The 23495-nt window shown below is 71.0% G+C and carries 22 protein-coding genes, 1 tRNA gene and 1 riboswitch; of the genes, 16 read left to right on the top strand and 7 right to left on the bottom strand.

All coding sequences use genetic code 11. From position 1 onward, the window contains the following. Positions 1-20: 20 nt before the first annotated feature. Together L942_RS37000 and L942_RS36995 are read left to right on the top strand one after the other, a co-directional pair. Positions 21-2177 (top strand): bifunctional MFS transporter/dTMP kinase, encoded by a 2157-nt coding sequence (locus L942_RS37000; protein ID WP_037369204.1) that lies wholly within the window; start codon positions 21-23, stop codon positions 2175-2177. Then, entirely contained in the window at positions 2174-3373 is a 1200-nt protein-coding gene (locus L942_RS36995; protein ID WP_037369202.1) for a DNA polymerase III subunit delta', read from the top strand. Before L942_RS37000 ends, L942_RS36995 begins: the two co-directional genes overlap by 4 nt. Before the next feature lie 66 nt (positions 3374-3439). On the opposite strand, the gene L942_RS36990 is transcribed toward L942_RS36995, so the two are convergent. Next, positions 3440-5125, bottom strand: a complete 1686-nt coding sequence (locus L942_RS36990; protein WP_051166509.1) for a hypothetical protein — start codon at positions 5123-5125, stop codon at positions 3440-3442. Positions 5126-5252: 127 nt separating this feature from the next. Between L942_RS36990 and L942_RS36985 the strand changes: the two genes are divergently transcribed. Continuing rightward, positions 5253-5326 (top strand) — tRNA-Thr (locus L942_RS36985). Positions 5327-5436: 110 nt separating this feature from the next. Here L942_RS36985 and L942_RS45750 read toward each other — a convergent pair. Beyond that, positions 5437-5676: a hypothetical protein gene (locus L942_RS45750; RefSeq protein WP_235079615.1), complete on the bottom strand. Its 240-nt coding sequence runs from the start codon at positions 5674-5676 to the stop codon at positions 5437-5439. 527 nt (positions 5677-6203) lie between these two features. Next, positions 6204-6671 carry an SRPBCC family protein gene (locus L942_RS36975; protein WP_037369199.1) on the bottom strand — a complete coding sequence of 156 codons (468 nt, stop codon included), beginning with the start codon at positions 6669-6671 and terminating at the stop codon, positions 6204-6206. Between the two features lie 110 nt (positions 6672-6781). Here L942_RS36975 and L942_RS36970 point away from each other — a divergent pair, with 110 nt between their 5' ends. From L942_RS36970 to L942_RS36960, 3 genes are all read left to right on the top strand, one after another. Next, entirely contained in the window at positions 6782-7213 is a 432-nt protein-coding gene (locus tag L942_RS36970; protein ID WP_037369197.1) for an SRPBCC domain-containing protein, read from the top strand. After that, entirely contained in the window at positions 7203-7538 is a 336-nt protein-coding gene (locus L942_RS36965; RefSeq protein WP_037369195.1) for an ArsR/SmtB family transcription factor, read from the top strand. Before L942_RS36970 ends, L942_RS36965 begins: the two co-directional genes overlap by 11 nt. 103 nt (positions 7539-7641) lie before the next feature. After that, positions 7642-8088 (top strand): hypothetical protein, encoded by a 447-nt coding sequence (locus L942_RS36960; RefSeq protein ID WP_037369193.1) that lies wholly within the window; start codon positions 7642-7644, stop codon positions 8086-8088. 45 nt (positions 8089-8133) lie between these two features. On the opposite strand, the gene L942_RS36955 is transcribed toward L942_RS36960, so the two are convergent. Further along, positions 8134-8592, bottom strand: coding sequence for a GreA/GreB family elongation factor (locus L942_RS36955; RefSeq protein ID WP_037369191.1), 459 nt, complete (start codon positions 8590-8592; stop codon positions 8134-8136). 122 nt (positions 8593-8714) lie between these two features. On the opposite strand from L942_RS36955, the gene L942_RS36950 reads away from it, so the two are divergent. From L942_RS36950 to glyA, 3 genes are all read left to right on the top strand, one after another. After that, the gene (locus L942_RS36950) at positions 8715-9302 is read left to right on the top strand and encodes a TetR/AcrR family transcriptional regulator (protein ID WP_037369190.1); all 588 of its coding nucleotides are present in this window, start codon (positions 8715-8717) and stop codon (positions 9300-9302) included. Between the two features lie 19 nt (positions 9303-9321). After that, positions 9322-9840, top strand: coding sequence for a gamma carbonic anhydrase family protein (locus tag L942_RS36945; RefSeq protein WP_037369189.1), 519 nt, complete (start codon positions 9322-9324; stop codon positions 9838-9840). A gap of 47 nt (positions 9841-9887) precedes the next feature. After that, positions 9888-9975: riboswitch (ZMP/ZTP riboswitch) on the top strand. 21 nt (positions 9976-9996) lie between these two features. Further along, the gene (gene glyA, locus L942_RS36940; protein ID WP_037369188.1) at positions 9997-11265 is read left to right on the top strand and encodes a serine hydroxymethyltransferase; all 1269 of its coding nucleotides are present in this window, start codon (positions 9997-9999) and stop codon (positions 11263-11265) included. Between the two features lie 40 nt (positions 11266-11305). Here the strand turns inward: glyA and L942_RS36935 are convergent, their stop codons facing one another. Both L942_RS36935 and L942_RS36930 read right to left on the bottom strand, forming a co-directional pair. After that, complete coding sequence (locus L942_RS36935) at positions 11306-12454, bottom strand: RNA polymerase sigma factor (RefSeq protein WP_037369187.1); 1149 nt, start codon at positions 12452-12454, stop codon at positions 11306-11308. After that, positions 12451-12858 (bottom strand): YciI family protein, encoded by a 408-nt coding sequence (locus tag L942_RS36930; RefSeq protein ID WP_037369186.1) that lies wholly within the window; start codon positions 12856-12858, stop codon positions 12451-12453. The genes L942_RS36935 and L942_RS36930 overlap by 4 nt, the downstream gene beginning before the upstream one ends. A gap of 205 nt (positions 12859-13063) precedes the next feature. On the opposite strand from L942_RS36930, the gene L942_RS36925 reads away from it, so the two are divergent. After that, entirely contained in the window at positions 13064-14713 is a 1650-nt protein-coding gene (locus tag L942_RS36925) for an MDR family MFS transporter (RefSeq protein ID WP_037369185.1), read from the top strand. A 58-nt stretch (positions 14714-14771) separates the two neighbouring features. On the opposite strand, the gene L942_RS36920 is transcribed toward L942_RS36925, so the two are convergent. After that, positions 14772-15290, bottom strand: coding sequence for an inorganic diphosphatase (locus tag L942_RS36920; RefSeq protein ID WP_037369183.1), 519 nt, complete (start codon positions 15288-15290; stop codon positions 14772-14774). A gap of 172 nt (positions 15291-15462) precedes the next feature. Between L942_RS36920 and dacB the strand changes: the two genes are divergently transcribed. The 6 genes from dacB to L942_RS36890 all read left to right on the top strand — a co-directional run bounded on the left by dacB (position 15463) and on the right by L942_RS36890 (position 23453). Next, positions 15463-18801 carry a D-alanyl-D-alanine carboxypeptidase/D-alanyl-D-alanine endopeptidase gene (gene dacB / locus L942_RS45745; RefSeq protein ID WP_235079612.1) on the top strand — a complete coding sequence of 1113 codons (3339 nt, stop codon included), beginning with the start codon at positions 15463-15465 and terminating at the stop codon, positions 18799-18801. Between the two features lie 131 nt (positions 18802-18932). Continuing rightward, complete coding sequence (locus L942_RS36910) at positions 18933-19949, top strand: zinc-dependent metalloprotease (RefSeq protein ID WP_037369182.1); 1017 nt, start codon at positions 18933-18935, stop codon at positions 19947-19949. Then, on the top strand, positions 19946-20917 hold the full coding sequence (tilS, locus tag L942_RS36905) for a tRNA lysidine(34) synthetase TilS (RefSeq protein ID WP_037369181.1): 972 nt from the start codon (positions 19946-19948) through the stop codon (positions 20915-20917). The genes L942_RS36910 and tilS overlap by 4 nt, the downstream gene beginning before the upstream one ends. A 3-nt stretch (positions 20918-20920) precedes the next feature. Beyond that, the gene (gene hpt / locus L942_RS36900; RefSeq protein WP_037369179.1) at positions 20921-21475 is read left to right on the top strand and encodes a hypoxanthine phosphoribosyltransferase; all 555 of its coding nucleotides are present in this window, start codon (positions 20921-20923) and stop codon (positions 21473-21475) included. 161 nt (positions 21476-21636) lie between these two features. Further along, positions 21637-22005 (top strand): hypothetical protein, encoded by a 369-nt coding sequence (locus L942_RS36895; protein WP_037369177.1) that lies wholly within the window; start codon positions 21637-21639, stop codon positions 22003-22005. A gap of 23 nt (positions 22006-22028) precedes the next feature. Further along, entirely contained in the window at positions 22029-23453 is a 1425-nt protein-coding gene (locus L942_RS36890; RefSeq protein ID WP_037369176.1) for a hypothetical protein, read from the top strand. The last annotated feature ends 42 nt before the right edge of the window (positions 23454-23495 follow it).

The following is a 23495-nucleotide window of genomic DNA, read 5'->3' as shown; positions in this document are numbered from 1 at the left end:
TCAGCGAGGGCGTACGGTCGGTGCCCGGCACCGGCCCGGGCGGATCGGGCGGGACGTCCACGATCCACCGGGCCCGCCGAGTGCTGGCGATCAAGCCATTCCGTCGGCTGTGGGGCGTCACGTATCTGTGCAGTGTCGCCGACTGGCTGAACCTGCTGAACCTCACCAGCCTGAGCACCAAGCTGCTCGACAACTACTCGGCGCAGAACTACGCGTTCGTCGGCGTCATCGTCACCGCGCTGCTGCCCGGCCTGCTCTTCGCGCCGCTCGGCGGCCTGCTCGCGGACCGGTTCGACCGGCGCAAGATCATGGTCGTCTGCGACCTGCTGCGCTGCGGGTTCCTGCTCTCGATCGCCGTCGTCGGCGCGCCGTGGTGGCTGTTCGTGGCGAACTTCCTGGTCGGCTGCTGTTCGATCATGTGGATCCCGTCCAAGGACGCGGCGGTGCCGAATCTGCTGCGCCGACCCGAACAGGTCGAGACCGCCAACCAGCTCGGCATGGTGATGACCTACGGCCTCGCCGTCATCACCGCCGCCGGGGCCAACGCGCTGATCCTCGGCGCGAACTCCACGTTCCACCTGTTCCAGGGCCCCGGCGTCGACCTGTACATCGCCAAGGTCGTCGTCGTCATCACCGGCCTGCTGTACCTGATCAGCGGCATCCTCGTCGCGACGCGCATCCCAGAGCTGTCCCTGCGCGACGTCCACTCGACGCCGCAGCAGAAGGTCAAGCGGGCCGACGAGGAGAAGTTCGGCTTCGGCGCGATGATGCGCGACGGGCTCAAGTTCGTCCGCAGCACGCCGATCGTCCGCGGTCTGCTGATCGGCGCCTTCGGTGCGTTCGCGGCCGGCGGCGCGGTCATCGGCGCGGCCAAGCCGTACTCGTCCTCGCTGCTCGGCGGCGACGCGGCGTTCAACCTGCTGATGCTGGCCGTCTTCATCGGCCTGGCCCTCGGCATGGCGATGGCCCCGAAACTCGCGCACCGGCTCCCGCACGACCGGCTGTTCGGCATCTCGATCGTCCTCGCCGGGCTCGCGCTCGGCGTCGTCGCCTTGTCGCCGCACCTGGCGATCTCGGTGGGCGCGGTGGCCTTCGTCGGCGTCTGCGCCGGCACCGCCTTCCTCACCGGCGTCACGATCATCGGCTCCCGCGTCGAGGACGCGATCCGCGGCCGGATCAACGCGATCTACCAGGCGATGCTCAAGATCGTGCTGTTCGGCGCGACGGTGGTCACGCCGGTGCTGATCGGCCTGGTCCGGCAGCGCAACGTCGACCTGTTCGGCACGCCGATCATCGTCGACGGCACCCGTCCGGTCATCCTCGGCGGCGGGCTGCTCGCCGTGCTGCTCGGAATCATCGCCTACCGGCAGATGGACGAGCGGCGCACTGAGAAGATCTTCAGCGACCTGCGCAACGCCCTGCGTCGCAACCCGCGCCGCGTCAACGGCTTCCTGATCGCCATCGAGGGCACCACCGCCGTCAACACCGCCGAGCAGGCCGCCCGGCTCGCGCGCTGGCTCGGCACCGGCACCCGCCCGGTCATCCTCAGCGCCGACCCGGCACTCGGCGAACAGCGGTTCCGCACGCTGGTCTCGGACGCCGCCCTCACCGGGGTGCGGGCGCAGGCGCTCGTCGCCGCGGCCGTGCGCGCCGAACTGGTGGAACGCCAGATCCAACCCGCGCTCGACGCTGGGTCCGTGGTCGTCATGGAGCGCTTCGTCGACTCCCCGCTCGCGTCGCTGTCGGCGGCCGGCGAGCTGGATCGCGACGAGCTGGAAGGCCTGGTCGACTGGGCCACCGGACGGCTCCGCCCGGACCTCACCGTCCTGCTCGACTCCGAGCACCCGGAGGCTCCGCAACCGCCGCTGAAGGACCAGCTGTGGGTGCAGAAGCTGCTCGCCGAGATGGCCGCCGCCGACCCGGACCGGTACGTGGTGGTCGACGCCGAGGGCTCCGACGGCGAGGTCGCGAGCCGCGTCCGCCACGCCGTTCAGTCGGTCTTCGTCGGCTCGCTCGCCGGGCTCGCCCCCGCGGAACCAGCGGACGCGGCGGACGCGGCTGAGGCACCCGAAACCACCGCTGCGGCCGACGTCGCCGAGGCGGCAGTGGCCGAAGCGGAAGTGTCGAAGAACGGCGCGGACGCGCTGCCCGTAGTGTCCAAAGTGGAGGATCGGTGACCGCTCCGATCGGCGTCTGGACGGAACTCGTCGGTCAGGAACCCGCCGTGGAAACGCTGTCCGCGGCGGCGGCCGCGGCGGCCAAGATCGTGGCCGGAGAAGCGGTCGCGCCCGCCGCGATGACGCACGCCTGGCTTCTGACCGGACCGCCGGGTTCCGGCCGTTCGGTCGCCGCGCGCACGTTCGCCGCGGCCCTGCAGTGCAGTACCGGAACCGGTTGTGGCGCCTGCCCCGGTTGCCGGACGACGATGGCCGGCACCCACGCGGACGTGCGGCTGGTCGTCCCGGAAGGACTGTCCATTTCGGTCGCCGAGATGCGCGCGCTCGTGCAGGCGGCAGCGCGCCGGCCGACGACCGGCGAGTGGCAGGTCGTGATCATCGAGGACGCCGACCGGCTCACCGAGGGCGCGTCGAACGCGCTGCTCAAGGCCGTGGAAGAGCCGCCCGCCCGCACCGTATTCCTGTTGTGCGCGCCGTCGGACCACCCGGAGGACGTCTCGGTCACCATCCGTTCGCGGTGCCGGTTGGTGCCGCTGCGCACGCCGCCCGCCGAGGCGATCGCGCAGGTGCTGATCTCCCGGGACGGCGTCGATCCCGAGCGCGCCAACTGGGCCGCGGCGGTGTGCAACGGCCACGTCGGCCGTGCGCGCCGGCTCGCCACCGATGAGGCAGCTCGCCAGCGCCGCGCCACCGTGCTGCGGATTCCGCTCGGTCTGCGTCGACCGGACGACGTTTTCACCAGCGCCGACCAGCTGATCAGCGCGGCGGAAGCGGATGCGGGCGAGGAAAGCAAGGGCCGCGACGAGCAGGAACGCTCCGAACTGCGCACCGCGATGGGCGGCGACGGGACCGGCAAAGGCGTCGCCGGGGCGAAGCGCGCCGCTGAGGCCGCGGTGAAGCAGCTGGAGAAACGCCAGAAGTCCCGTGCGACGCGAACCCAGCGCGACACCCTCGACCTCGCCCTGGTCGACCTGGCGGGCTTCTACCGCGACGTCCTCGTCACGAGCACCGGTTCCGGCGCGACGCTGACGCATCCTGACCACGCCGAACAGATCAACTCGGCCGCAGCGTCCTGGTCGCCGGAGTCGACGCTTCGCCGCCTCGAAGCCGTACTGGAGTGCCGCGAGGCGATCGGGCTGAACGTGAAGCCGCGGATCGCCGTCGAGGCCATGGTCACCACGCTTCGCCAAGGCTGACCCCAGCTCACCGAAAAACGGCCCCCTCGCCAGCAGCGAGGGGGCCGTTTCCGGGTCTTGCCGGAGTCAGTCGCGCGGATGCGGCGACGGCTTGAACGGCGTGTCCGGACCGCCGGTCGGCCGCTTCAACACCAGCGCAGGACGCCGCCGGTTCGGGAACGCCGCGACCATCACGACGCCCATCAACAGCATCGCCGTACCCGTCCAGAACAGCGGCACCGTGTCGTACGCGCCGTTCGTGTAGGCCAGGTGCTTCACCGGACCCGCCGGTGCCGCACCGCCCTGCGGCGGAGCAGGCGGAGTCGTCGAACCGCACACGACGCCGCCGGTCGGGGCGTACGAGCGGGCGATCTGCTCGCCGAGCGACAGCTGCGCCAGCGACGACGGCAGGTTGTCGCCGGCTTGCTTCGGCAGCAGCTCCTTGAGCTTCTGCGTCGGCAGCACCTGGACGTCGAGCAGCCGCGCGGCCGCGCCGAGCTGGTAGCCCTTGAACGGCGTGGTCGCCTCGGACTGCTTCTGCTCGAGGTTCGCGATGCTCAGCCGCAGCACGCCGAGGTCGAGCACCTTCCCGGTGGTGTCGCCGAGCTGCTGCAGGCCCTTCGTCGCGGTGGCGACGAGGCCGCCGACCACCGGCACGTTGTCGAGCGCGCCGAACTGCTGGCTCAGCGGTGCGAGCGGCAGGCCGATCGGGATGTCCTTGGTCGGGTGCGCCGCGTCGAGCGTGTACAGCGTCTTGCCGCCGGCCGCGATGGTGATCACCGGAGCCTGGTAGTCGACCGTGGACGTCTTCGCGTCGCCAGTGGAGGTGACGGTGAGCGTCGGCTGGCTGGCCACCTTGAGGTTCAGCTCGAGCGGAGTGCCCTTGAGGATGTTGATGTCCGCCGCCTGCAGCGTGGACCTCGACTGCACCGCCTTGTTCTTCGAACCGGGGATGTCGACGAGCTTGACCTGCGACCGCGACGAGAGCGTGTTCGGCAGGCTCAGCAGCGAACCGGTGCCGGCGGCGGGAGTCTGGCCGCTGCCGGGCAGCAGCCCGCCGAGGCTCTGCAGCCCGCTCTGCGGGTCGAAGCCCTGCGCGAGCTGAGTGCCCTGCGGCAGGTTCAGCCCGCCGCCGCCGATCAGCGGGACCTGCGGAAGCGTCGGGATGACGTTCAGCAGCGACAGGCTCGCGACGGACGTGCTGGCGTCGGCGATCGTGTCCACGCACGGCCCGAGCGATTCGCTCCAGCGGGCGTGCGCGGTCCCGTTGAGCAGCCCGACGTTCAGCAGCGGGTTCGACGGCGCGTTCAGGCCCCCGCTGATCTCCTTCGGGTTGTCCGGCAGCGCGGTCTGCACGAGGCTGCCCGGCGTCTGCGGAGCCTGGCCCCCGGCGGCCAGCCCGAACGGCGACGACTGCGCGATCGCCTTCTCGTAGGCGAGGTAGGCCTCCGAGTTCGCCGACGCGCTGGACAAGCCCATGCCCGCCTCGAGCGCCGACTGCTTCGGCAGCGTCTGGCCGAAGCCGGGAAGGATCGTGCTCGTGGTGACCGAGTTCGGCAGCAGCCGCAGGACGCCGAGCGCCGTGCCCGCGTCGCCGACCGCGTGCCCGAGCGGCTGCGGCCCGATGGGCGCGGACGCGGGCGGCTGCGACGGGTTGTTCGGCTGCGGGATCGGCGTCGTCGGAATCTCCTGCGCACCGGCCGGCGCGGCCAGGAGCAGCAGCAACGCGGCAGTTGCGGGTACCGCCAGCGCACGGGGCAGTCTTCGCTGCATGTGCCGGGTCCTCCAGTGGATCGCCGGGTCGGGGGGTGAGACCGAAGTCATAGGAGCCTAACGACGCGGCCCCCGCAAGGTGACGCGCCACGCCTCCGCTACACTGATGACCGTCGCACCGCGGCACGCCGCCTTAGCTCAGTCGGCCAGAGCGATTCACTCGTAATGAATAGGTCGGGGGTTCGATTCCCCCAGGCGGCTCCCAGGTCAGGGCCCATCCGAGACACCTCGGATGGGCCCTGACTCGTATGGTGGGTGACTAAATGGGTGGCTGAGACGCTTTGCTGGGCGGTGCCGGGCCTTAGTCAGGTTCACCCGATAGGGCTGCTCCGTTCGGCGAGCAGTTCCAGCCCGCCAGACCCGTGCAGACCGGGCAGCGCGAGCGCGGACCCCGCCAGCTGGGTCTCCCTGGCGAGCGACACCAGCACGTCCTCGCCCGAACGGCGCACCTCGAACTCGAGCCCGCGGGCCAGGCTGCCGATCCCGACGTCGAACAGCTTCTCCAGCGGCGCGCCCATCTCCTCCTGCTGATGCCGGGTGAGGTGCCGCATCCCGATCTTGCCCTGCGGAGTTCGCGACCGACAGCTTGCCGGGCACGAGCGGACGGTGCGGCAGCGCCTCGAGCAGTCCGGCGCGCGGCGAGGGCGCGCTCCACAGGATCGGCAGCACCTCTTCGCGCTTTGCTTTCGCTGGGCTTCAGCCAGCACCGCTCGGGCTTCGGCGAACGCGCGGTCCCATTCGCCGGGACCTGGCCGGGCGAAACTGTAAGCGCACTCGGCCTTCCGGAAATTCTTGGCCATGAATTTCAGGTCGGCCGCGGACGGCTGCCATTCTCTGTACCCGGCCGAAACCGCGGACTCGCGCACCTCGTGCTGCTGCCGGATGCTCGCCCACGCCCGCTCGACCGCGTCCTCGGCCTGGGTGGGCGCGCTCGCCAGCACGGGTTTCGGGAAGGCCGTTGATCCGGAAGACGACGAGGTTCTGCGAAACGTCGTCGTTCATCGGGATTCGCGCAAGGAAAAGGATCCTCGCATTCCGCTTGCCTGGCTGGCTCGCGTTCAGCGAATCCGGGCCGGATTCACTCGGCCGGCTGCCGTTCCGGGGCGGCGGATTCCGGGATCGGCTCGCCGACGCCAGTGGTGAGCAACGAGCGCAGGCTCGTGTTGACGCAGCTCGTCCAGCCTCGCGAGCACTCGCGGTAGCAAGCCTGGTCCGGGGTGAGGCCGTGGTGGGTGAAGCGCAGCGTCGACCCGTTCGGGCCGGGCGTGAGGTCGAAAGTCATCCGGGTGTCGGTCCATTCGTCGTGCTGGTCGACGAAGGCGACATACGCGTCCTCGACGTGCCAGGCGACGCGGCGGCCGGGCACGAGTTCGGTGACGCGGATCCGCGTCGACGGGATTCCCTTGTCCACAAACGAAAACGCGTCCCCGACCGCGGTGGCGGTGCCGGTGATCGTCTTGCTGAACCAGGCTCGGACGTCGGTGATCGCGGCGAAGACCTCTTCGGGGGTGCGGTCGACGGTCAGCTCGGTCGTGAAGGAGTTCATCGGACTTCCTTTCGCCAGGTAATGCAACTGAACGGTTGCGATATTATGGCAACCATCTGGTTGCGTCAATACGGTGTGGTTGCCTAGGCTCGGCCCGGAAGGAGCACGGCATGGGGTTTCCCGACCGCATCGAGCGCACGGTCGAGCTGGCGCACCCGCCCGCGACCGTGTGGACGGCGCTGACCACGGCGGACGGCCTGCGCGCCTGGTTTGGCGACGAGGCCGAGATCGACCTGCGCCCGGGCGGTCTCGGACGGGTCGCGTGGATTGGCGAGCGCAGCGCCGAGATCCGGGTCGAGCGGGTCGAGGAGCCCGCGGTGTTCGGCTTCACCTGGCAGGTCGACGGGATGCCGGAGGACGACCCGCGGCGCACGTATGTCGAGTTCACCCTGCGGGAGCGGGACGGCGGGACCCGGCTCACGGTCGTCGAATCCGGGTTTGCGCAGCTGCCGGACGGCCAGTACCCGGCGACCTATCGCTCGCATGTCGAGGGCTGGGCGCGGGAGTTGGACGAGCTGGCGGCCAGTCTCGATGCCGGCTGATTCCGAAGCGGTCGCCGAGCAGGTTTTCGCCGCCCTCGCCGATCCGACGCGGCGCTCGATCCTCGCCGAGCTGGCCGCGCGGGGCCCGGCGACGGCGACCGATCTCGCGGCCCGGCTGCCGATCACGCGACAGGCGATCGCGAAGCACCTCGGACTGCTGTCCGACGCCGGACTGGTCGCCGCGGAACCCGGCGAGCGCCGTCGCGTGCGGTACCGGCTCGATTCCGCGCCGATGCGGGTCGCGCAGCAGTTCCTCGCCGCGCTCGCCCGGGACTGGGACGGGCCGCTCGCCGCGCTGCGGGCTCATCTCGACGGCGAAGAATGACGTCCGATTTCACTCAGGTGAGGGACGGAGTCGGCCGACTGGCCAGTGGCAAAGGGCCGGAAGAACGAGGACGGGCCAGGCCAGTCTCGGTTGACTGGAAGCCATGAACAACGTGCGGAACAAGACGGTGCTGGCCGCGACCGGGATCGCGGCTCTGGCCACGATCACGTCCTGCGGTCTCGGCGCCTCGCTCGAGGAGAAGTCGAACGGCCACGTGAAGGCGGTTTCCTACGACACCGGAAAGCAGGGCAAGGCCAACCCGGACGCCCGGCTCCCGTCGTGGGTGCCCGACGACGCGAAGTCGGTCACCGAGCTGATCCGCACCACCGGTTCGGAGCGGCTTCTGCGCTACCTGCCGGGCCCGTCGAGCCTGCCCGCGCGGTGCAAGCCAGGAAAGGCCGAGGCGAAAGCGCCGACCCTCACCGCGGACTGGTGGCCGGCCGGCGAGCACAAGCGGACGGACAAGGACTGCGACGGCTGGCACGTCGCGGTCGAGCCGGACGGCGTCTACGCCTACCAGGTCGAAACGGTCGTCAACGCGGACAAATGAAACAGTGGCCGCCCCGAAACCCGGGGCGGCCACTGTCCTCTGTGGTCAGTTAGCGGGCGGCGTCAGCTTCAGCACCGTCGCGGTGGCTTGCCCGCGCGGGGTGCGGTAGCTGATTTCCTCGCCGGCCTTCGCGGTGGCCAGCGCCAGGCCGAGCGGGCTGTCCGAAGTGATCGCGTCGGCGTCCTCGCCGGGAAGGGTCACCACGGTGAACTCTTCCTCGTCCCCGTCGGAAAAACGCAGCGAAACCCGCGTGCCGTCAGGAAGCAGCGAGCTGTCGTACGCACCGTGCTCCAGCTTCGCGGTGACGTCGGCGATCTGCCGGTCCAGTCGCGCCGCGGCCTCGGCGCGGTCGATCACGTCCGCCTGGTCGGCGGCGTCCCCCGTGCGTTCCTGCTCGCCGGGCTGCGGCGAGAGTGCGTCCCGTTGTGCGCGCAGGTCCGCGATTTCCTTCTCCAGCTGGCGGCGTGCCGCCTCGCTGAGCCCCTTGTCCCCTGAGATCACCATGCCGGGCATTGTCCGCCGCGCGGACCGGGGTGGCCAATCCGGTTTTTCACCCGCCGGAAGACCTTGGGACGACTGGCCTAGGATTCAGGGCTGCCGTCCTGACAAACGTAACGAGGATCACCGTGAGCGCCGTGCCCGGTCGCAGCACCCAGCTGTCGCCCAATCAGTTGCAGAAGCAGGAACTGATCGTCGAAGCGGCTCGCAAGGTCCTCGCCCGCGAAGGGCTCGCCGGTTGCACGGTACGCGCGATCGCCGAGGCCGGGCCGCTCACCAAGAGCGCGATCCACTACTACTTCGCCGACATCGACGTGCTCATCGACCGGGCGATGGCCGCGCACATCAACACCTTCGTGGCGGAACTGCGCAAGGTCGCGGACAAGCATTCCGACCCGCGCAAACGGCTTTTCGCGGTGACCGAGGCCTATCTCGCCGAGTTCGCCGACCACCCGCGCGGCGCGTTCCTCTGGTTCGAGTACTGGATCGCGGCCGGGCGCGCGCAGCATCCGCAGGCGATCGACGCCATGCTCACCTCGATCACCGAACTGCTCGTCGAACTTCTCGCCCCGCTCGACGTCGACGATCCGCGTGCCCGCGCCCGCTCGCTGCTGAGCTATCTGCTCGGCGCGGTGGTGCAGCAACGGGTCCGGCCGCGGTCGTCCGCGAGCCTCCGCGGCGACATCGAGGCGCTCTGCTTCGCCGGCTACCGCTGACGCCGCTTAGGCTCCCGGCATGCCTTTGTTCTCCTTGGACGGCGTCAGCCCGCAGGTCCACCCCGACGCCTGGATCGCCCCCACCGCCACCCTGATCGGCAACGTGACCGTCGAGAAGGACGCTTCGGTTTGGTACGGCGCGGTGATCCGCGCGGATTTCGGCCCGATCGTCATCCGCGAGGGCGCGAACATCCAGGACAACTCGGTGATCCACTCCGGACCCGAGATGACCGAGGTCGGCCGCAACGTCACCGTCGGGCACCAGTGCCTCGTGCACGACTGCACGGTCGGCGAACAGGCGTTGATCGGCAACGGTTCCACGGTGCTCGACCGCGCGGTGATCGGACCGCGCGCGTTCGTCGCCGCGGGGTCGACGGTCACGCCGGGCACCGAGGTCCCGGCGGAGATGATCGCGATGGGCAGCCCGGCGAAGAAGTTCGTGGAACTCACCGATTCCGCGCGGATGTGGGTCGAGCACAACGCGGCGGTCTACCAGGAGCTCGCGCGTCGCCACCGCGGCGGGCTCGAGCAGGTCTGAGCCCTTCCCGCGGACCGGACGGGGCTGGCGCGGTGCACTAAACTTCGTCCCGCAGCAGCGACTGGCGCCATTCAAGAGGTGGAGCACCACCGGGGAGCGACGACGAGGCCGGCACCGCGCGCCTGGGTGCGGGCCACTGCAGAGCCGGAGTACGCCATGACACACCAGCCCGCCCTGTCCGCCCTGTCCGCGGCGGACCCGCAGATCGCCGGTCTGGTCGAGGACGAGGCGAAACGCCAGCACGACAAGATCCGCCTGATCGCGTCCGAGAACTACGTCTCGCAGGCGGTGCTCGAAGCCACCGGCAGCGTGCTCACCAACAAGTACTCCGAGGGCTACGCCGGCAAGCGCTACTACGAGGGCCAGCAGTTCATCGACCAGGTCGAGCAGGTGGCGATCGAGCGCGCGAAGGCCGTCTTCGGCGTCGACCACGCGAACGTCCAGCCGTACTCCGGTTCTCCGGCCAACCTCGCGGTGTACCTGGCGTTCGCCAAGCCCGGCGACACGGTGCTCGGCATGGCGCTGCCCGACGGCGGCCACCTCACGCACGGCTGGAGCGTGTCCGCGACCGGCAAGTGGTTCACGCCGGTCCGCTACGGCGTCCGGAAGGAAACCGGCCGCGTCGACCTCGACCAGGTCCGCGACCTCGCCCGCCAGCACCGGCCGAAGCTGATCTTCGCGGGCGGCACGGCCATCCCGCGCACCATCGACTTCCCGGCGTTCGCGGAGATCGCCCGCGAGGTCGACGCCGTGCTGGTCGCCGACATCGCGCACATCGCCGGCCTGATCGCGGGCGGCGCGCACCCGTCGCCGGTCGGCCACGCGCAGGTCATCACCACGACCACGCACAAGACTCTCCGCGGTCCGCGCGGCGCGATGATCCTGTCCGACGCCGAGCACGCCAAGGCCGTCGACAAGGCGGTGTTCCCCGGCCTGCAGGGCGGTCCGCACAACCACACGACGGCCGCCATCGCGGTCGCGCTGGGGGAGGCGCAGCAGCCGTCGTTCTCCGAGTACGCGCACACGATCGTCGCGAACGCCAAGGCGCTGGCCGAAGCGCTGCTCGAACGCGGGTACGACCTGGTCTCCGGCGGCACGGACAACCACCTGCTGCTGATCGACCTGACCAACAAGGCGGTGCCCGGCAAGCCCGCCGCGCAGGCGCTGGACCGCGCGGGCATCGAGCTGAACTACAACACCGTGCCGTTCGACCCGCGCAAGCCGTTCGACCCGTCCGGCATCCGGCTGGGCACCTCGGCGATCACCACGCGCGGGCTCAAGCCCGAGCACCAGGTGCAGGTCGCGGACTGGATCGACCGGACCGTGACCGCCGCCGCGGCGCAGCAGGAGGACGCGCTCGACACGATCGCTGCCGAGATCCGCGAGTTCCTGCAGCCGTTCCCGATTCCCGGGTACCGCGACTGACGTCGTGCGCGGCGAAGCCGGTTCTAACCGGCTTCGCCGCTCACGAGTCTTTGAGCTGTGTGTTGATCCGCGCCGCCTGCCGCGTCAGATGCTCGCTCTCCGCCAGGTTCGGCGCTTTCTTCGCCGCCTCGCTGTACAGCCGCGCCGCCGTGCCGAGGTCCCCGTCCCGTTCGTGCAGATAGGCGGCCACCGCGTCGTGTCGCGGCAGCTTGTCATCCAGCTCCGCCAGCGCTTTCAGCCCAGCGCGCGGCCCGTCCGCCTCGCCGACCGCGACCGCCCGGTTGAGCCGGACGATCGGGCTGTCGGTCCGCGCGAGAAGCTCGTCGTACCACTCGACGATCTGCACCCAGTCGGTTTCCTCCGCCGCGAGAGCGTCGGCGTGCAGCGCGGCGATCGCAGCCTGGGCCTGGTACTCGCCCAGCTGGTCCCGCGCCAGCGCCGCCTGGAGAATGTCGACGCCCTCGGCGATCAGCCGGGTGTCCCACGCGCTGCGGTCCTGTTCGGCGAGCGGCACGAGGCTGCCGTCCGGTTTGGTCCGCGCGGCCCGGCGGGCGTGGTGCAGCAGCATCAACGCGAGCAGACCGGAGACTTCCGGATGGTCGAATCCCGCCGCGAGCTGCCGGGTCAGCCGGATGGCCTCGGCGGCGAGGTCGAGTTCGCCGGAGTAGCCCTCGTTGAACACCAGATACAGCACGCGCAGCACGGTCGCGACGTCGCCGGGCGCGTCGAACCGCACGGTGGACACGGTCTTCTTCGCCCGGCTGATCCGCTGCGCCATCGTCGCTTCCGGCACCAGATACGCCTGCGCGATCTGCTTCGTGGTCAACCCGCCGACCGCGCGCAGCGTGAGCGCGACGGCCGACGACGGGGTCAACGACGGGTGCGCGCACAGAAAGTAGAGCTGGAGCGAATCGTCCACCGCGGACGCCGGACCGGGCGGCGGCTCGGCGTCCACCGCCACTTCCCGGCCCCGGCGCGCGGACTCCGACCGCGTGGCGTCGAGGAACCGGCGCCACGCGGCGGAGATGAGCCACGCCTTCGGGTCGCGCGGCGGGTCGTCCCGCCACGCGTCCAGCGCGCGGATCAGCGCTTCCTGCACAGCATCCTCGGCCGACGCGAAGTCCGCGCCGCGCCGGACGAGGATGCCGATCACCGCGGGCACGAGTTCCCGCAGCAACTCCTCGTTCATTCGGTCACCGAGGGCTTGACGCCGTAGCAGGGGCGCAGTTCGAGCCATTCGTGGATCGGCTTGCCGCCCGCGCCGGGCGCCGCGGAAAGCTCCCCGGCCAGCTCGAGGGCGCGTTCATAGCTGTCGACGTCGATGATCATCCAGCCCGCGATGACGTCCTTGGTCTCGGCGAAGGGACCGTCGGTGACCGGCGGGCGGCCCTCGCCGTCGTAGCGCACCCACGTCCCCTCGGAGGACAGTGCCTGCTCGCTGACGAACTCCCCGGTCTCCACGAGCCGGTCCGCGAAGTCGCGCATGTACTGGATGTGGGCGGTGACCTCTTCCGGCGTCCACTGGTCCATCGGGACGTCGTTCACCGAAGCCGGGGCGCCGCGGTAGTGCTTGAGCAGCAGGTACTTGGCCATTGTGGTTCTCCTCAGTGCTGGTGGCGACCTCGTGTCGGCCACGTTCGCGCCAGGGACGGAGCCGGTCGCGCGTTCTCGACATCGTCGGGCGAGAGATTAGCGTCACACGATATTTGGTTGATGAATGCAAGCTTTTCGGGAACAGTTGTGGCGAGCAAGTAGTTGAGGGATACAAGCAAGTAGCTCGGCACTGAGGGAGACCACCATGAGCGACACCGCCACTGCGGAAGGGGGCGCCACCACGAACGGACGGCTTTCACACCGGCAGATCCTCACGGTTCTGTCCGGACTGATGCTCGGCATGTTCCTGGCGGCCCTCGACCAGACCATCGTGTCCTCGGCGATGAAGACCATCGCCGACGAACTGCACGGACAGAGCCTGCAGGCCTGGGCCACCACCGCCTACCTGATCACCGCGACGCTTTCCACGCCGCTGTACGGCAAACTGTCCGACCTCTTCGGCCGCAAGCCGATGTACCTGACCGCGATCTCGCTGTTCCTCGCCGGTTCGCTGGCGAGCGCGATGGCCGGATCGATGTACGAACTGGCCGCGTTCCGCGCGTTCCAGGGCCTCGGCGCCGGCGGTCTGATGTCGCTCGCGCTGGCGATCATCACCGACATCACCTCGCCGCGGGAACGCAGCCGCTACCAGGGCTACTTCATGGCCGTGTTCGGCGTCTCCAGCGTTGCCGGCCCGGTCGTCGGCGGGTTCTTCGCCGGGCTCGACTCGTTCGCCGGCCTCACCGGCTGGCGCTGGGTGTTCATGGTGAACGTGCCGATCGCGCTCGCCGCGCTGGTCGTCGTGAGCAAGGTGCTGAACCTCCCGCACACCCGCGTTGACCAGAAGGTCGACTTCCTCGGAGCCGGCGCGCTGACGGTCGGCCTCGTGCCGCTGCTGCTCGTCGCCGAACAGGGCCGCGAATGGGGCTGGGGTTCGCCCGCGGCGCTGGCGATGTACCTGGTCGGCGCGCTCGGCGTGGCCCTGTTCATCCTGCAGGAACGCCGGATGGGCGACGCCGCCCTGCTGCCGCTGCGGCTGTTCCGCAGCGGGGTGTTCCGGGTCTCGACGCTGGTCACCGTGATCCAGGGCATCGGGATGTTCGGCGCGATGATGTCGCTGCCGCTGTACCTGCAGATCGTGAAGGGCGCGACGCCGACCCAGGCCGGGCTGCAGATGCTGCCGCTCACCCTCGGGATCATGGTCGCGAGCCTCGGCAGCGGCCGGATCATCACCCGGACCGGCCGGTACAAGGGCTTCGCGGTCGCCGGGCTCGGCCTGATGGCCGCGGCGGTGTTCTCGTTCTCGATGATCGGGGTGGACACCGCGCTCGGCGTGGTCATGGCCATCGCGTTCGTGCTCGGACTGGGCCTCGGCTCGACCATGCAGACGCTGACCCTGGCCGCCACGAACGACGTCACTCCCCGCGACATCGGGGTCGCCACCTCGTCGGTGACGTTCTTCCGGCAGATCGGCGGCACGGCGGGCACCGCGGTGTTCCTGTCGATCCTGTTCAGCACGGTCGGCGACCGGATCGCGGCGGCGGTCCGCTCGGCGATGGCCTCCCCGGCCTACACCGCGGCGCTGGCGCAGCACCCGGAGTTCGCCCGGCAGCTGGCCGGCGGCGGGCTCGACGTGAACGACACCTCGTTCCTGTCGACGCTCGACCCGGTGCTCGCCCGGCCGATCCTGGAAGGGTTCTCCAGCTCGATGAGCACGGTGTTCCTGATCGGCGGCGCGGTGCTGACCGTCGGGTTCGCGCTGGTCTGGCTGCTGCGGGAGAAGCCGCTTTCGGACAAGTCGGCGATGGAGCAACGCGCCGAGCAGGAAGCGGGCGAACTGGCCCTCGCGGGCTGACCGAGCAGCAAAAAGGGCCGGCCACCTTCTCCGGTGGACGGCCCTTTTGCTGCGTGGCTCAGTGGTGCTCTTCGCCGTTGATCTCTTCCTTGGCGAGGCGGTCCTTCTCGCGCTCGTACGAGCGGGCGATCTCCGACTCGGCGTCGGCGCGGCTCACCCAGGACGAGCCCTCGACGCTCTTGCCCGGCTCGAGGTCCTTGTAGACCTCGAAGAAGTGCTGGATCTCGAGCTTGTGGAACTCGTTCAGGTGGTGGATGTCCCGCAGGTGCTCGAGACGCGGGTCGTTCGTCGGGACGGCGAGGACCTTGTCGTCCGGGCCCTTCTCGTCGGTCATCCGGAACATGCCGATCGCGCGGCAGCGGATCAGGCAGCCGGGGAACGTCGGCTCCTGGACGAGCACGAGCACGTCGAGCGGGTCGCCGTCCTGGCCGAGCGTGTCGTCGATGAAGCCGTAGTCGGCCGGGTACTGGGTCGCGGTGAACAGGGTCCGGTCGAGCTTGATCCGACCGGTCTTGTGGTCGACCTCGTACTTGTTGCGCTCCCCCTTGGGGATTTCGATCGTGACGTCGAATTCCACGGCCGTCCTCGCTGCTTCTTCACTCTCGGTGTGCCACGCGCTCGTGGGCGGCAACCTCATGACCTCGTTGACGTCACTAGTGTGGACTACGCCCCGTCGGCCGGTCGCGCCGATGTCGGCCAGACGGCATGTGACCTTGGCCCCTTCGGGGGCGGGTGAGAAGGAGTGGTGGGTGCCGGAAAACGACCAGCCGAGGTGGCCCACGGGCGATGAGGACACCTCGTCCCAGGCGGACCGGGCGACTTCCCGCCTCCCCCTGCCCAAGCGCGACGCGGGAGCCACCGCGCAGCTTTCCGTGCCTAATGTCACACCCGGCGACGGGCCCGGATCGTGGTTCCGGCCGAACGTCCCGCCGAAGGAGGTTCCCGGGCTGAACGCGCCCTCGGACGCTCCCATGCCGCCAGCGGAACCGCCGCGGTCGAACCTCGCGGACCGGGTGAGCGGCACCGCGGTGCCCCGGCCGGAGGACGCGAAGCCGCGGGCTCCGTGGGTGCCGGTGGAGGGGCCGACCCGGTTCGCGGCGGGCGTGCCGAGGCCGGGGGACACCGCGGGCCGCCCGAATGCCGAGGGGGCGGCGGAGAAGACTTTCCAGGCTTCGCAGCAGCAGCCGAGGCTGTCCGCGGAGTCGGATGTTTCGCCTGGTCAGGGCGGGTCGCAGCAGTCGTCGCCCGCGTGGCAGGCCCCGCGGAAGCCGGGGAACTCGCTGTTCGAGCCCGCCGGTTCCGGCTCCGCGGCTTCGGGCGAGGAGCAGGGGTGGAACCCGTTCCAGTCCGGTCAGCCCGCCGAGCCCGCGGAGCAGCAGTTCGCCGCGTTCCGGGACGAAACGCCGGGAACGGGCGAGAACAACCAGGGCTGGGCGGCGTTCCGCCCGGTCGTCGCGCGGGACGAGCAGGCGCAGGAGCCGGCCAAGGAGGGCTGGACCGCCTTCCGCAACGACTCGGCCCCCGCCGCTGACCCGGCCCAGCCGGGTCGTGCCGGAGACGGAGCGCCGGAGTCCGCCCGTTCCGTCGGCCAGGCTCAGCCCGGCCGCGCCGGAGACGACCCGAAGGAGAACTGGACCAGCTTCCGCGGCGAATCCGGGCCGGTCCCGGGGTCCGCCGCCGCACGTCTCAACCCCGGCCAGCCGGGCCGCTCCGGGAGCGAGCCGGAGGGTGGCCAGGCCGGTTCGAACGCGGGGCAGGGCGGTCGTTCCGGGGAAGGCTGGCCGGGTGCCAGCGCGGGTCAATCCGGTCGTTCGGGCAGCGAGTCGCAGGAGAACCGGTCGGGTGCCAGCGCGGGGCAGTCTGGCCGTTCGGGGAATGAGTCCCGGGAAGGCTGGCCGGGTGCCGACGCTGGTCAGCCCGCTCGGCCCGGGAGCGGGTCGCAGGAGAGCCGGTCGGGTGCCAGCGCGGGTCAGCCCGGCCGTGCGGGGAGCGAGGCGCGCGAAGGCTGGCCGGGTGCCGACGCTGGTCAGCCCGGTCAGCCCGGGAGCGGGTCGCAGGAGAATCGGGCTGGCTCCGGCGCGGGTCAGTCTGGCCGTGCGGGGAATGAGTCGCGGGGCGACTGGCCGGGTGCGAGCGCTGGTCAATCTGGCCGTTCGGGCGGCGAGTCGCAGGAAGAATGGGCTGGTTCGAACGCCGGTCAGGCCGGTCGTTCCGGCGAAGGCTGGCCGGCTGCCGCCGCCGGTCAATCCGGCCGCTCGGGCAGCGAGTCCCAAGAGGAGCAGGCCAGCTCCCAGGCTGGTCAGCCGGGCCGTTCCGGGGACGGGACGAACCGGGGCGAGTCCGAGCCGTGGTCGCAGCAGATCGAAATCCCCGTTCGCCCCGCTCTGCCCGAACCGCCGCCGGGCACCGTTCCGTCGGCGAGTTCCGGCCAGGTGCGGCCGATGCGGATCGACCCGGCTGGCGGGCAGTTCCCGGCGGAGGCGACCGTCGGGATCCCGCGTCCGGCCGAAGGCTTTCCCGCCGCACCTGGGGCGGAGCAGGGGCCGTCCGAGGCGACCGTCGGCATTCCCCGGCCCGCGGAGGGCTTCGGCGATCGCCCGGGTCCGGAGCAGATTCCGCCGAGCGCCGCGGCGGAGCAGTCTCCTCCGGAGCCGCCCGCTGGCGCCGGGCCTGTCCCGCCCGCAGAGGACGCGCCGAAGAAGCCTCGCCGGAAGGCGCTGGTCCTGGCGCTCGTCGTCCTGCTTCTGCTGGCCGCCGCGGGTGGTGCGTCGGCAGTGCCCGCCGTGTCCAATCGGCTCGGGTTGCCGTGGGCACCGAACGCGCCGAAGGGCAGTGCCCCCGACCCTGTCGACGCCAGCCTCGCGCTGCACGGTCCGGACACCTCCGGGCAGGGACCGTCCGCGAACGGCGTGGCCGCGAAGCTGTCCGGTCCCGCCGGTTCGCCGGCGCTCTCGCAGCTCACTGGCAGCGTGATCGACCCGGCCAGCGGCACCGTGCTGTGGGACCACGCGTCGAACACCCCGCTGACCCCGGCGTCGACCACGAAGATCCTCACCGTCGCCGCGGCGCTGCTCGCGATGGAGCCGACGAAGCGGATCTCCACCAAGATCGTCCAGGGCGCGCAGCCCGGCACGGTCGTCATCGTCGGCGGCGGCGACCCGTCGCTGACCGCGCTGCCGGTCGGCACCGATTCGCCGCTCTACCCGGGCGCGGCGCACGTCGACGACCTCGTCAACCAGGCCAAGAAGGCGGGCGTCGACATCAAGAAGGTGCAGCTCGACGCCAGCGCGTACAGCGGTCCGAACACCGCGCCGGGCTGGGAGCCGGGCGACGCGCCGTCGCTGTACGGCGCGCCGATCGTCCCGGCCATGACCGACGGCGGCCGCGGCAACCCGAACGTCGACGAGACCATGCGCTCGGCCAATCCGGGAACCGCGCTCACCCAGCTCGTCGCGGAGAAGCTCGGCGCGAGCCCGGCCGGTCCCGCCAAGGCCCCGGAAGGGGCGAAGGTGCTCGGCGAAGTCCAGTCGGCTCCGCTGCCGGACCTCGCGTACGCGCTGCTGCAGATCTCCGACAACGTGCTCGCCGACGCGCTCGGCCGCCAGGTCGCGATGGCCACCGGCGGGGAAGCGTCGTTCGCCGGCGCCGCCGCCGCGGTGAAGAAGGTGCTGGCGGACCACGGGTTCGACGTCAACGGCCTGCAGCTGTTCGACACGAGCGGACTGTCCAATCAGAACAAGGTGCCGGCCAGGCTGCTGGCGCAGGTGCTCGCCGCGGCGGCCGGTCCGGACGGCAAGGACCCGAACACGCCGAAGCTGCGTCCGCTGCTGGCCGGCCTTCCGGTCGCGGGCAGCCCGGAGGGCACCCTGCACGGCCGCTACCACTCGGCAGAGACCCAAGGGGGCAAGGGCTGGGTGCGCGCCAAGACCGGCACGCTCACCGGCGTCAACACCCTGGCGGGGTATGTGCTCGACAGCGACAACCGCGTGCTCGCCTTCGCGTTCATGTCCAACGGTTCGGAGAAGAACTCCGGGCAGGCGGCGCTCGACGTGCTGGCGACGGCCCTGCGCGGCTGCGGCTGCGGGTAACCGGCGGGTAATCGGCAGGCAAGCGGCACTGAGCCGACTCGCTGAACCGGCTCGGCTGAGCTGCCCATAACCGCGGACCGCCAGGTAGCGTCGGAGGGGTGAGCCAGGAAACCGAGACCCGACGGCGGCCCATGGTCGACTGGGACCGGGCGGCCGCCACCGGCGCGCTGCTGGTGCGCGGCGGCCCGCAGGTCGGCCGCGGCGAGGCCGACCGCGCGGTGGTCGATCTGCGCGAGCTGACCGCCGAGGCGGAGGGGCACGTCCGCGAGCTGACCGGACTCGGCCGCGACCTGCCGCTGCTGCCCGGCACCGTGGTGGACCGGCCCGGCTGGGTGCGGTCCGCGGCGTCCGGTCTCGGCGTGCTCACCGGGCGCGCGCTGCCCGCGGCGCAAGGCGGTCCGCTCGGCCCGATCCTGGCGTCCGGCGCGGGCGTGCAGACCGGGCTGCTGCTGGCGTTCCTCGCCTCCCGCGTGCTCGGCCAGTACGACCCGTTCGGCGGTCCGGAGAACAAGGGCGAGCTGCTACTCGTCGCGCCGAACGTGGTGGCCGCCGAACGCGCGATGAAGGTGCCCGCGCACGATTTCCGGCTGTGGGTCTGCCTGCACGAGTGCACGCACCGGCTGCAGTTCACCGCGGTGCCGTGGCTGCGCGACTACTTCGCCGACGAGGTCGAACGGCTCGTGTCCGGGATCGCCGAAAGTTCCACCGAGGGCCTCGCCGAACTGCTCGGCCGGCTGCCCGACGCGCTGCGCAATCGCGGCAAGGGCGGCGGCCTCGCGGAGCTGTTGCAGTCGCCGAAGGAACGCTCGGTTTTCGACCGGCTGCTGGCGTTGTCTACGCTGCTGGAAGGCCACGCGGACTACGTCATGGACGCCGTCGGCCCGCAGGTCGTGCCCAGCGTCGAGCAGATCCGGGCGCGGTTCACCGCACGACGTCAGGGCGGCGGGCTGTTCGACCGGCTGCTGCGCGCGGTGCTCGGCCTCGACGCGAAGATCCGCCAGTACGAGGAAGGCGCGAAGTTCACGCGGCACGTGGTCGACGCGGTCGGGATGGACGGGTTCAACAAGGTGTGGCGCTCGCCGAACACGTTGCCGACCCGCGCCGAGATCGCCGACCCCGCGGCCTGGGTGCGGCGCCTGCACGGGTGAACGCGCTCGCCGCGGTCCGGACAGCGGTTCGCGATTTCCTTGCGACAGTCGCTGTTCCCAGCGAAGTGTGCGTCGCGGTGTCGGGCGGCGCGGACTCCCTGGCGCTCGCTGAAGCGACGGCGTACGTGCTTCGGCATCGAGACGTCCGTACGCGGGCGCTCGTCGTCGACCATGGCCTGCAAGCCGATTCAGCCGCTGTTGCCGCCGAAGCCGCGACAGTCGTGAAGGGTCTCGGCATCGACGTCGTCGAAGTGCATGCCGTACACGTCGTAGGCAAAGGCGGTCCCGAAGCAGCCGCGCGCGCCGCGAGGTACCACGCGCTGCGCGAAGCGTTGCCAAGCGGCGAAGGGCTCGTACTGCTCGGCCACACCCAAGACGACCAAGCCGAGACGGTGTTGCTCGGTCTAGGCCGTGGCTCCGGACCGCGCTCGCTGGCCGGAATGCGTCCGCACGATCCGCCGTGGGGCCGGCCGCTCCTCGGCATCACTCGGGCGCAAACCGTTGCGGCATGCGCAGAACTCGGCCTAGAGCCGTGGCAAGACCCGCACAACGCCGATCCTCGCTTCACCCGCGTACGGCTGCGTACGGAAGCACTGCCGCTTCTGGAGGACGTGCTGTCGGGTGGAGTCGCTCCAGCTTTAGCCCGTACGGCCGCACAGCTGCGCGAGGACACCGAGGCGTTGGACACACTCGCCGCGCGCGTGCACGAGCGCGCGGCCCGCGAAGACGACCTCGACGTAGCCGTGCTCGCCGCCGAGCCCGCTGCGCTGCGCAGACGGGTTCTCCGCAGGTGGCTGCTGGACTCCGGGGTCCGCGAGCTGACCGACGCGCACCTGCGTTCGGTCGACGCGCTCGTGGCCCGCTGGCGGGGCCAGGGCGGAGTGTGGCTGCCGGGCAACTTGGAGGCTCGACGGCGGCGTGGCAGGCTCTCGCTTGCCGGACCCGAACCCACCACCCGAGGGGAATGACCCGTGTACGAGGGCGAGATCGCCTCCGTGCTCATCACCGAGCAGCAGATCAAGGACAAGATCGCGGAGCTGGCGGCGAAGATCGCCGCCGACCACCCGGAAAACGGCCAGGGCGACCTTCTCCTGGTCGGCGTCCTCAAGGGCGCCGTCATGTTCATGACCGACTTCGCGCGGGCGCTTCCGGTGCCGACGCAGCTGGAGTTCATGGCCGTGTCGTCGTACGGGTCTTCGACCTCGTCGTCGGGGGTGGTGCGGATCTTGAAGGACCTCGACCGCGACATCGCCGGGCGCGACGTGCTGATCGTCGAGGACATCGTCGACTCCGGGCTCACCCTGTCCTGGCTGCTGAAGAACCTGGCGAGCCGGAACCCGGCGTCGCTCGAGGTCGTCTCGCTGCTGCGCAAGCCGGAAGCCGTGAAGGTCGAGGTGCCGGTGAAGTACATCGGCTTCGACATCCCCAACGAGTTCGTCGTCGGCTACGGCCTCGACTACGCCGAGCGCTACCGCGACCTGCCCTACATCGGCACGCTCGATCCGCACGTCTACACGTCCGGATAGCCCGGTTCGCCGCGAACCTTTCGCGTGCGGAACCCGGAAGCCCGAAATCGCGTCATAGGGCTCGACCAGGTGCGTTAACCTATGCGAAGACCTATTGCCATGCGGACGAGTGACACCAGCCGACGGGCTGGTCCTCGCGCGGGGGAACGGAGAGAGGGCAGATGGGCAACAACAGCTCGGCGGATGCCGCGGCGTTCAAGAACGCCGCTGTCAACGGCCAGGTCGGAATCGACCCGGATGCCGCGCAGACCGTGCTGAAGAAGATCCGGACCGGGCGGGACGCGATCGAAGCTCTTCTGAACAGCGCGGGCACGCTCGCGCAGCCGCCGAAGCTCGGCGCGAACCCGGTCGGCAAGGCGATGGCGACGAAGTTCGTGCAGCGCGCCGACGGCGGCGGCGACTCCTACTCGTCGGCGCTGCAGAACCTGCTCAGCCAGTACCAGGCGGCGGAGGAAGGCATCGTCGCGGCGATGTCGCGCTACCACGAGTTCGACCAGTCCGCCGGCGACCCGTTCCGCAACAAGGCCTGACGTCCTAGGGGGATCACGCAGTCATGGCACCGAACACCACCACCTCGGCCCCGGGCGGTTCCGTCCCGGACGGATCGGGCTACAACACCTCCGGCTACGGCACGTCGTCCTCGGCCCCCGCGCCCGGTTCGACCGTGGCGATGGGCTCGAACTCGGCGGCCGACGACATCGTCGCCTCCGCGCGCAGCAGCTCCGGCGGCTTCGAGATCGGCGGCGACCGCGCCATCGGCAACCCGCCGAACTGGCAGGCGCAGGAAAGCCACCAGCTCTACGTCGGCGCGACCACGGACAACGACCCGGGCACCGCCGAGGCCACCGGGCAGCACTGGGCCAAGCACGGCACCGAGCTGAAGCAGGCGTCCGACGACCTGTACAACGCGATCACCGAACTGGGCAACGTCTGGGTCGGCCAGGGCGCGGCGGGTGCGCAGGGCGCGCTCGTGGCGATCGCCAACTCGGGCACGCAGGCGTCCGACGCCGCGCACACGATGGCCGACCGGCTCGCCCGCCAGGCCGCCGCGGCCGCCGAGGTCAAGAAGATGCCCGCCCCGCGCGACTACGACCCGAAGCAGGCCATGGCCGCCGCGCTCGCGGGCGGCCCGGCCGCGCTGGCCGCGGACCAGAAGGCGCAGGCGGACGCCGCGAACGACGTCAAGGCGCAGCAGGTCGCGTTCTTCAACGCCTACACCCAGGCGATGAGCGAGGTCGACAGCTCCACCCCGAGCTTCGGCCCGGACTCGCTCGGCATGAAGCCGACCGCGACGCACTTCAACGGCAACTCGTTCAACAACGTCAACAACCTCGGCCACACCGACGCTCCCGGCGCGCTCGGCTCCCCGGCCAGCTTCGGCACGGTCGGCGCGCACGGCGGACCGGGCGGCGCGGGGGTCGCGGGCCACGGCGCTCCGGCGCACGTCTCGGCCGACTCGGGCAAGTACGAAACCGCCGGCTTCGAGGGCGGCGGGCTCGGCGCGGGCACCGGGGTCGGTGTCGGTGCCAGCTCCGGGGTCGGTGCGGCCCCGGTGGCCGCCGCGCCCGCGAGCACGGGCGGCAGCGGGATCGGTGCGGCCCTGGGGCTCGGCGCCATCGGCGCGGGCGCCGGGTTCGCCGGCGGCAAGCTCGGCGAGGGCAACCGCAGCGGTTCGCGCAAGGAGGAGGAAGGCAAGACCTCCGCGGCGTCCGAGCACCAGAGCGGGCAGAGCGCCGCGTCGGCGGCTCCGCAGCAGCAGGGCGTCGTCCCGGCGAGCGGCACCATCGGCCAGCCGCAAGGCGGCATGAGCCCGATGGGCGGCGGCATGGGCGGAGCGGGCGCGCACGGCGCGGGCGAAGGGGACGAGGAGCACACGCACGCCTCGTTCCTCATCGAGCCGGACCCGGACGACGCGTTCGGAGCCAACCAGGCCACCCCGCCGCCGGTCATCGGCGCGTGGTCGGACGACGACAACTGACGCAGTGCTGGCGGGCGCGTGACCGGACCGGTCACGCGCCCG

The organism is Amycolatopsis orientalis DSM 43388, assembly GCF_000411975.1.
Taxonomy (GTDB): Bacteria; Actinomycetota; Actinomycetes; order Mycobacteriales; family Pseudonocardiaceae; genus Amycolatopsis; species Amycolatopsis orientalis_D.
The sequence above is the reverse complement of the archived record's forward strand: the minus strand, read 5'-3'. Positions and strand labels throughout refer to the sequence as shown.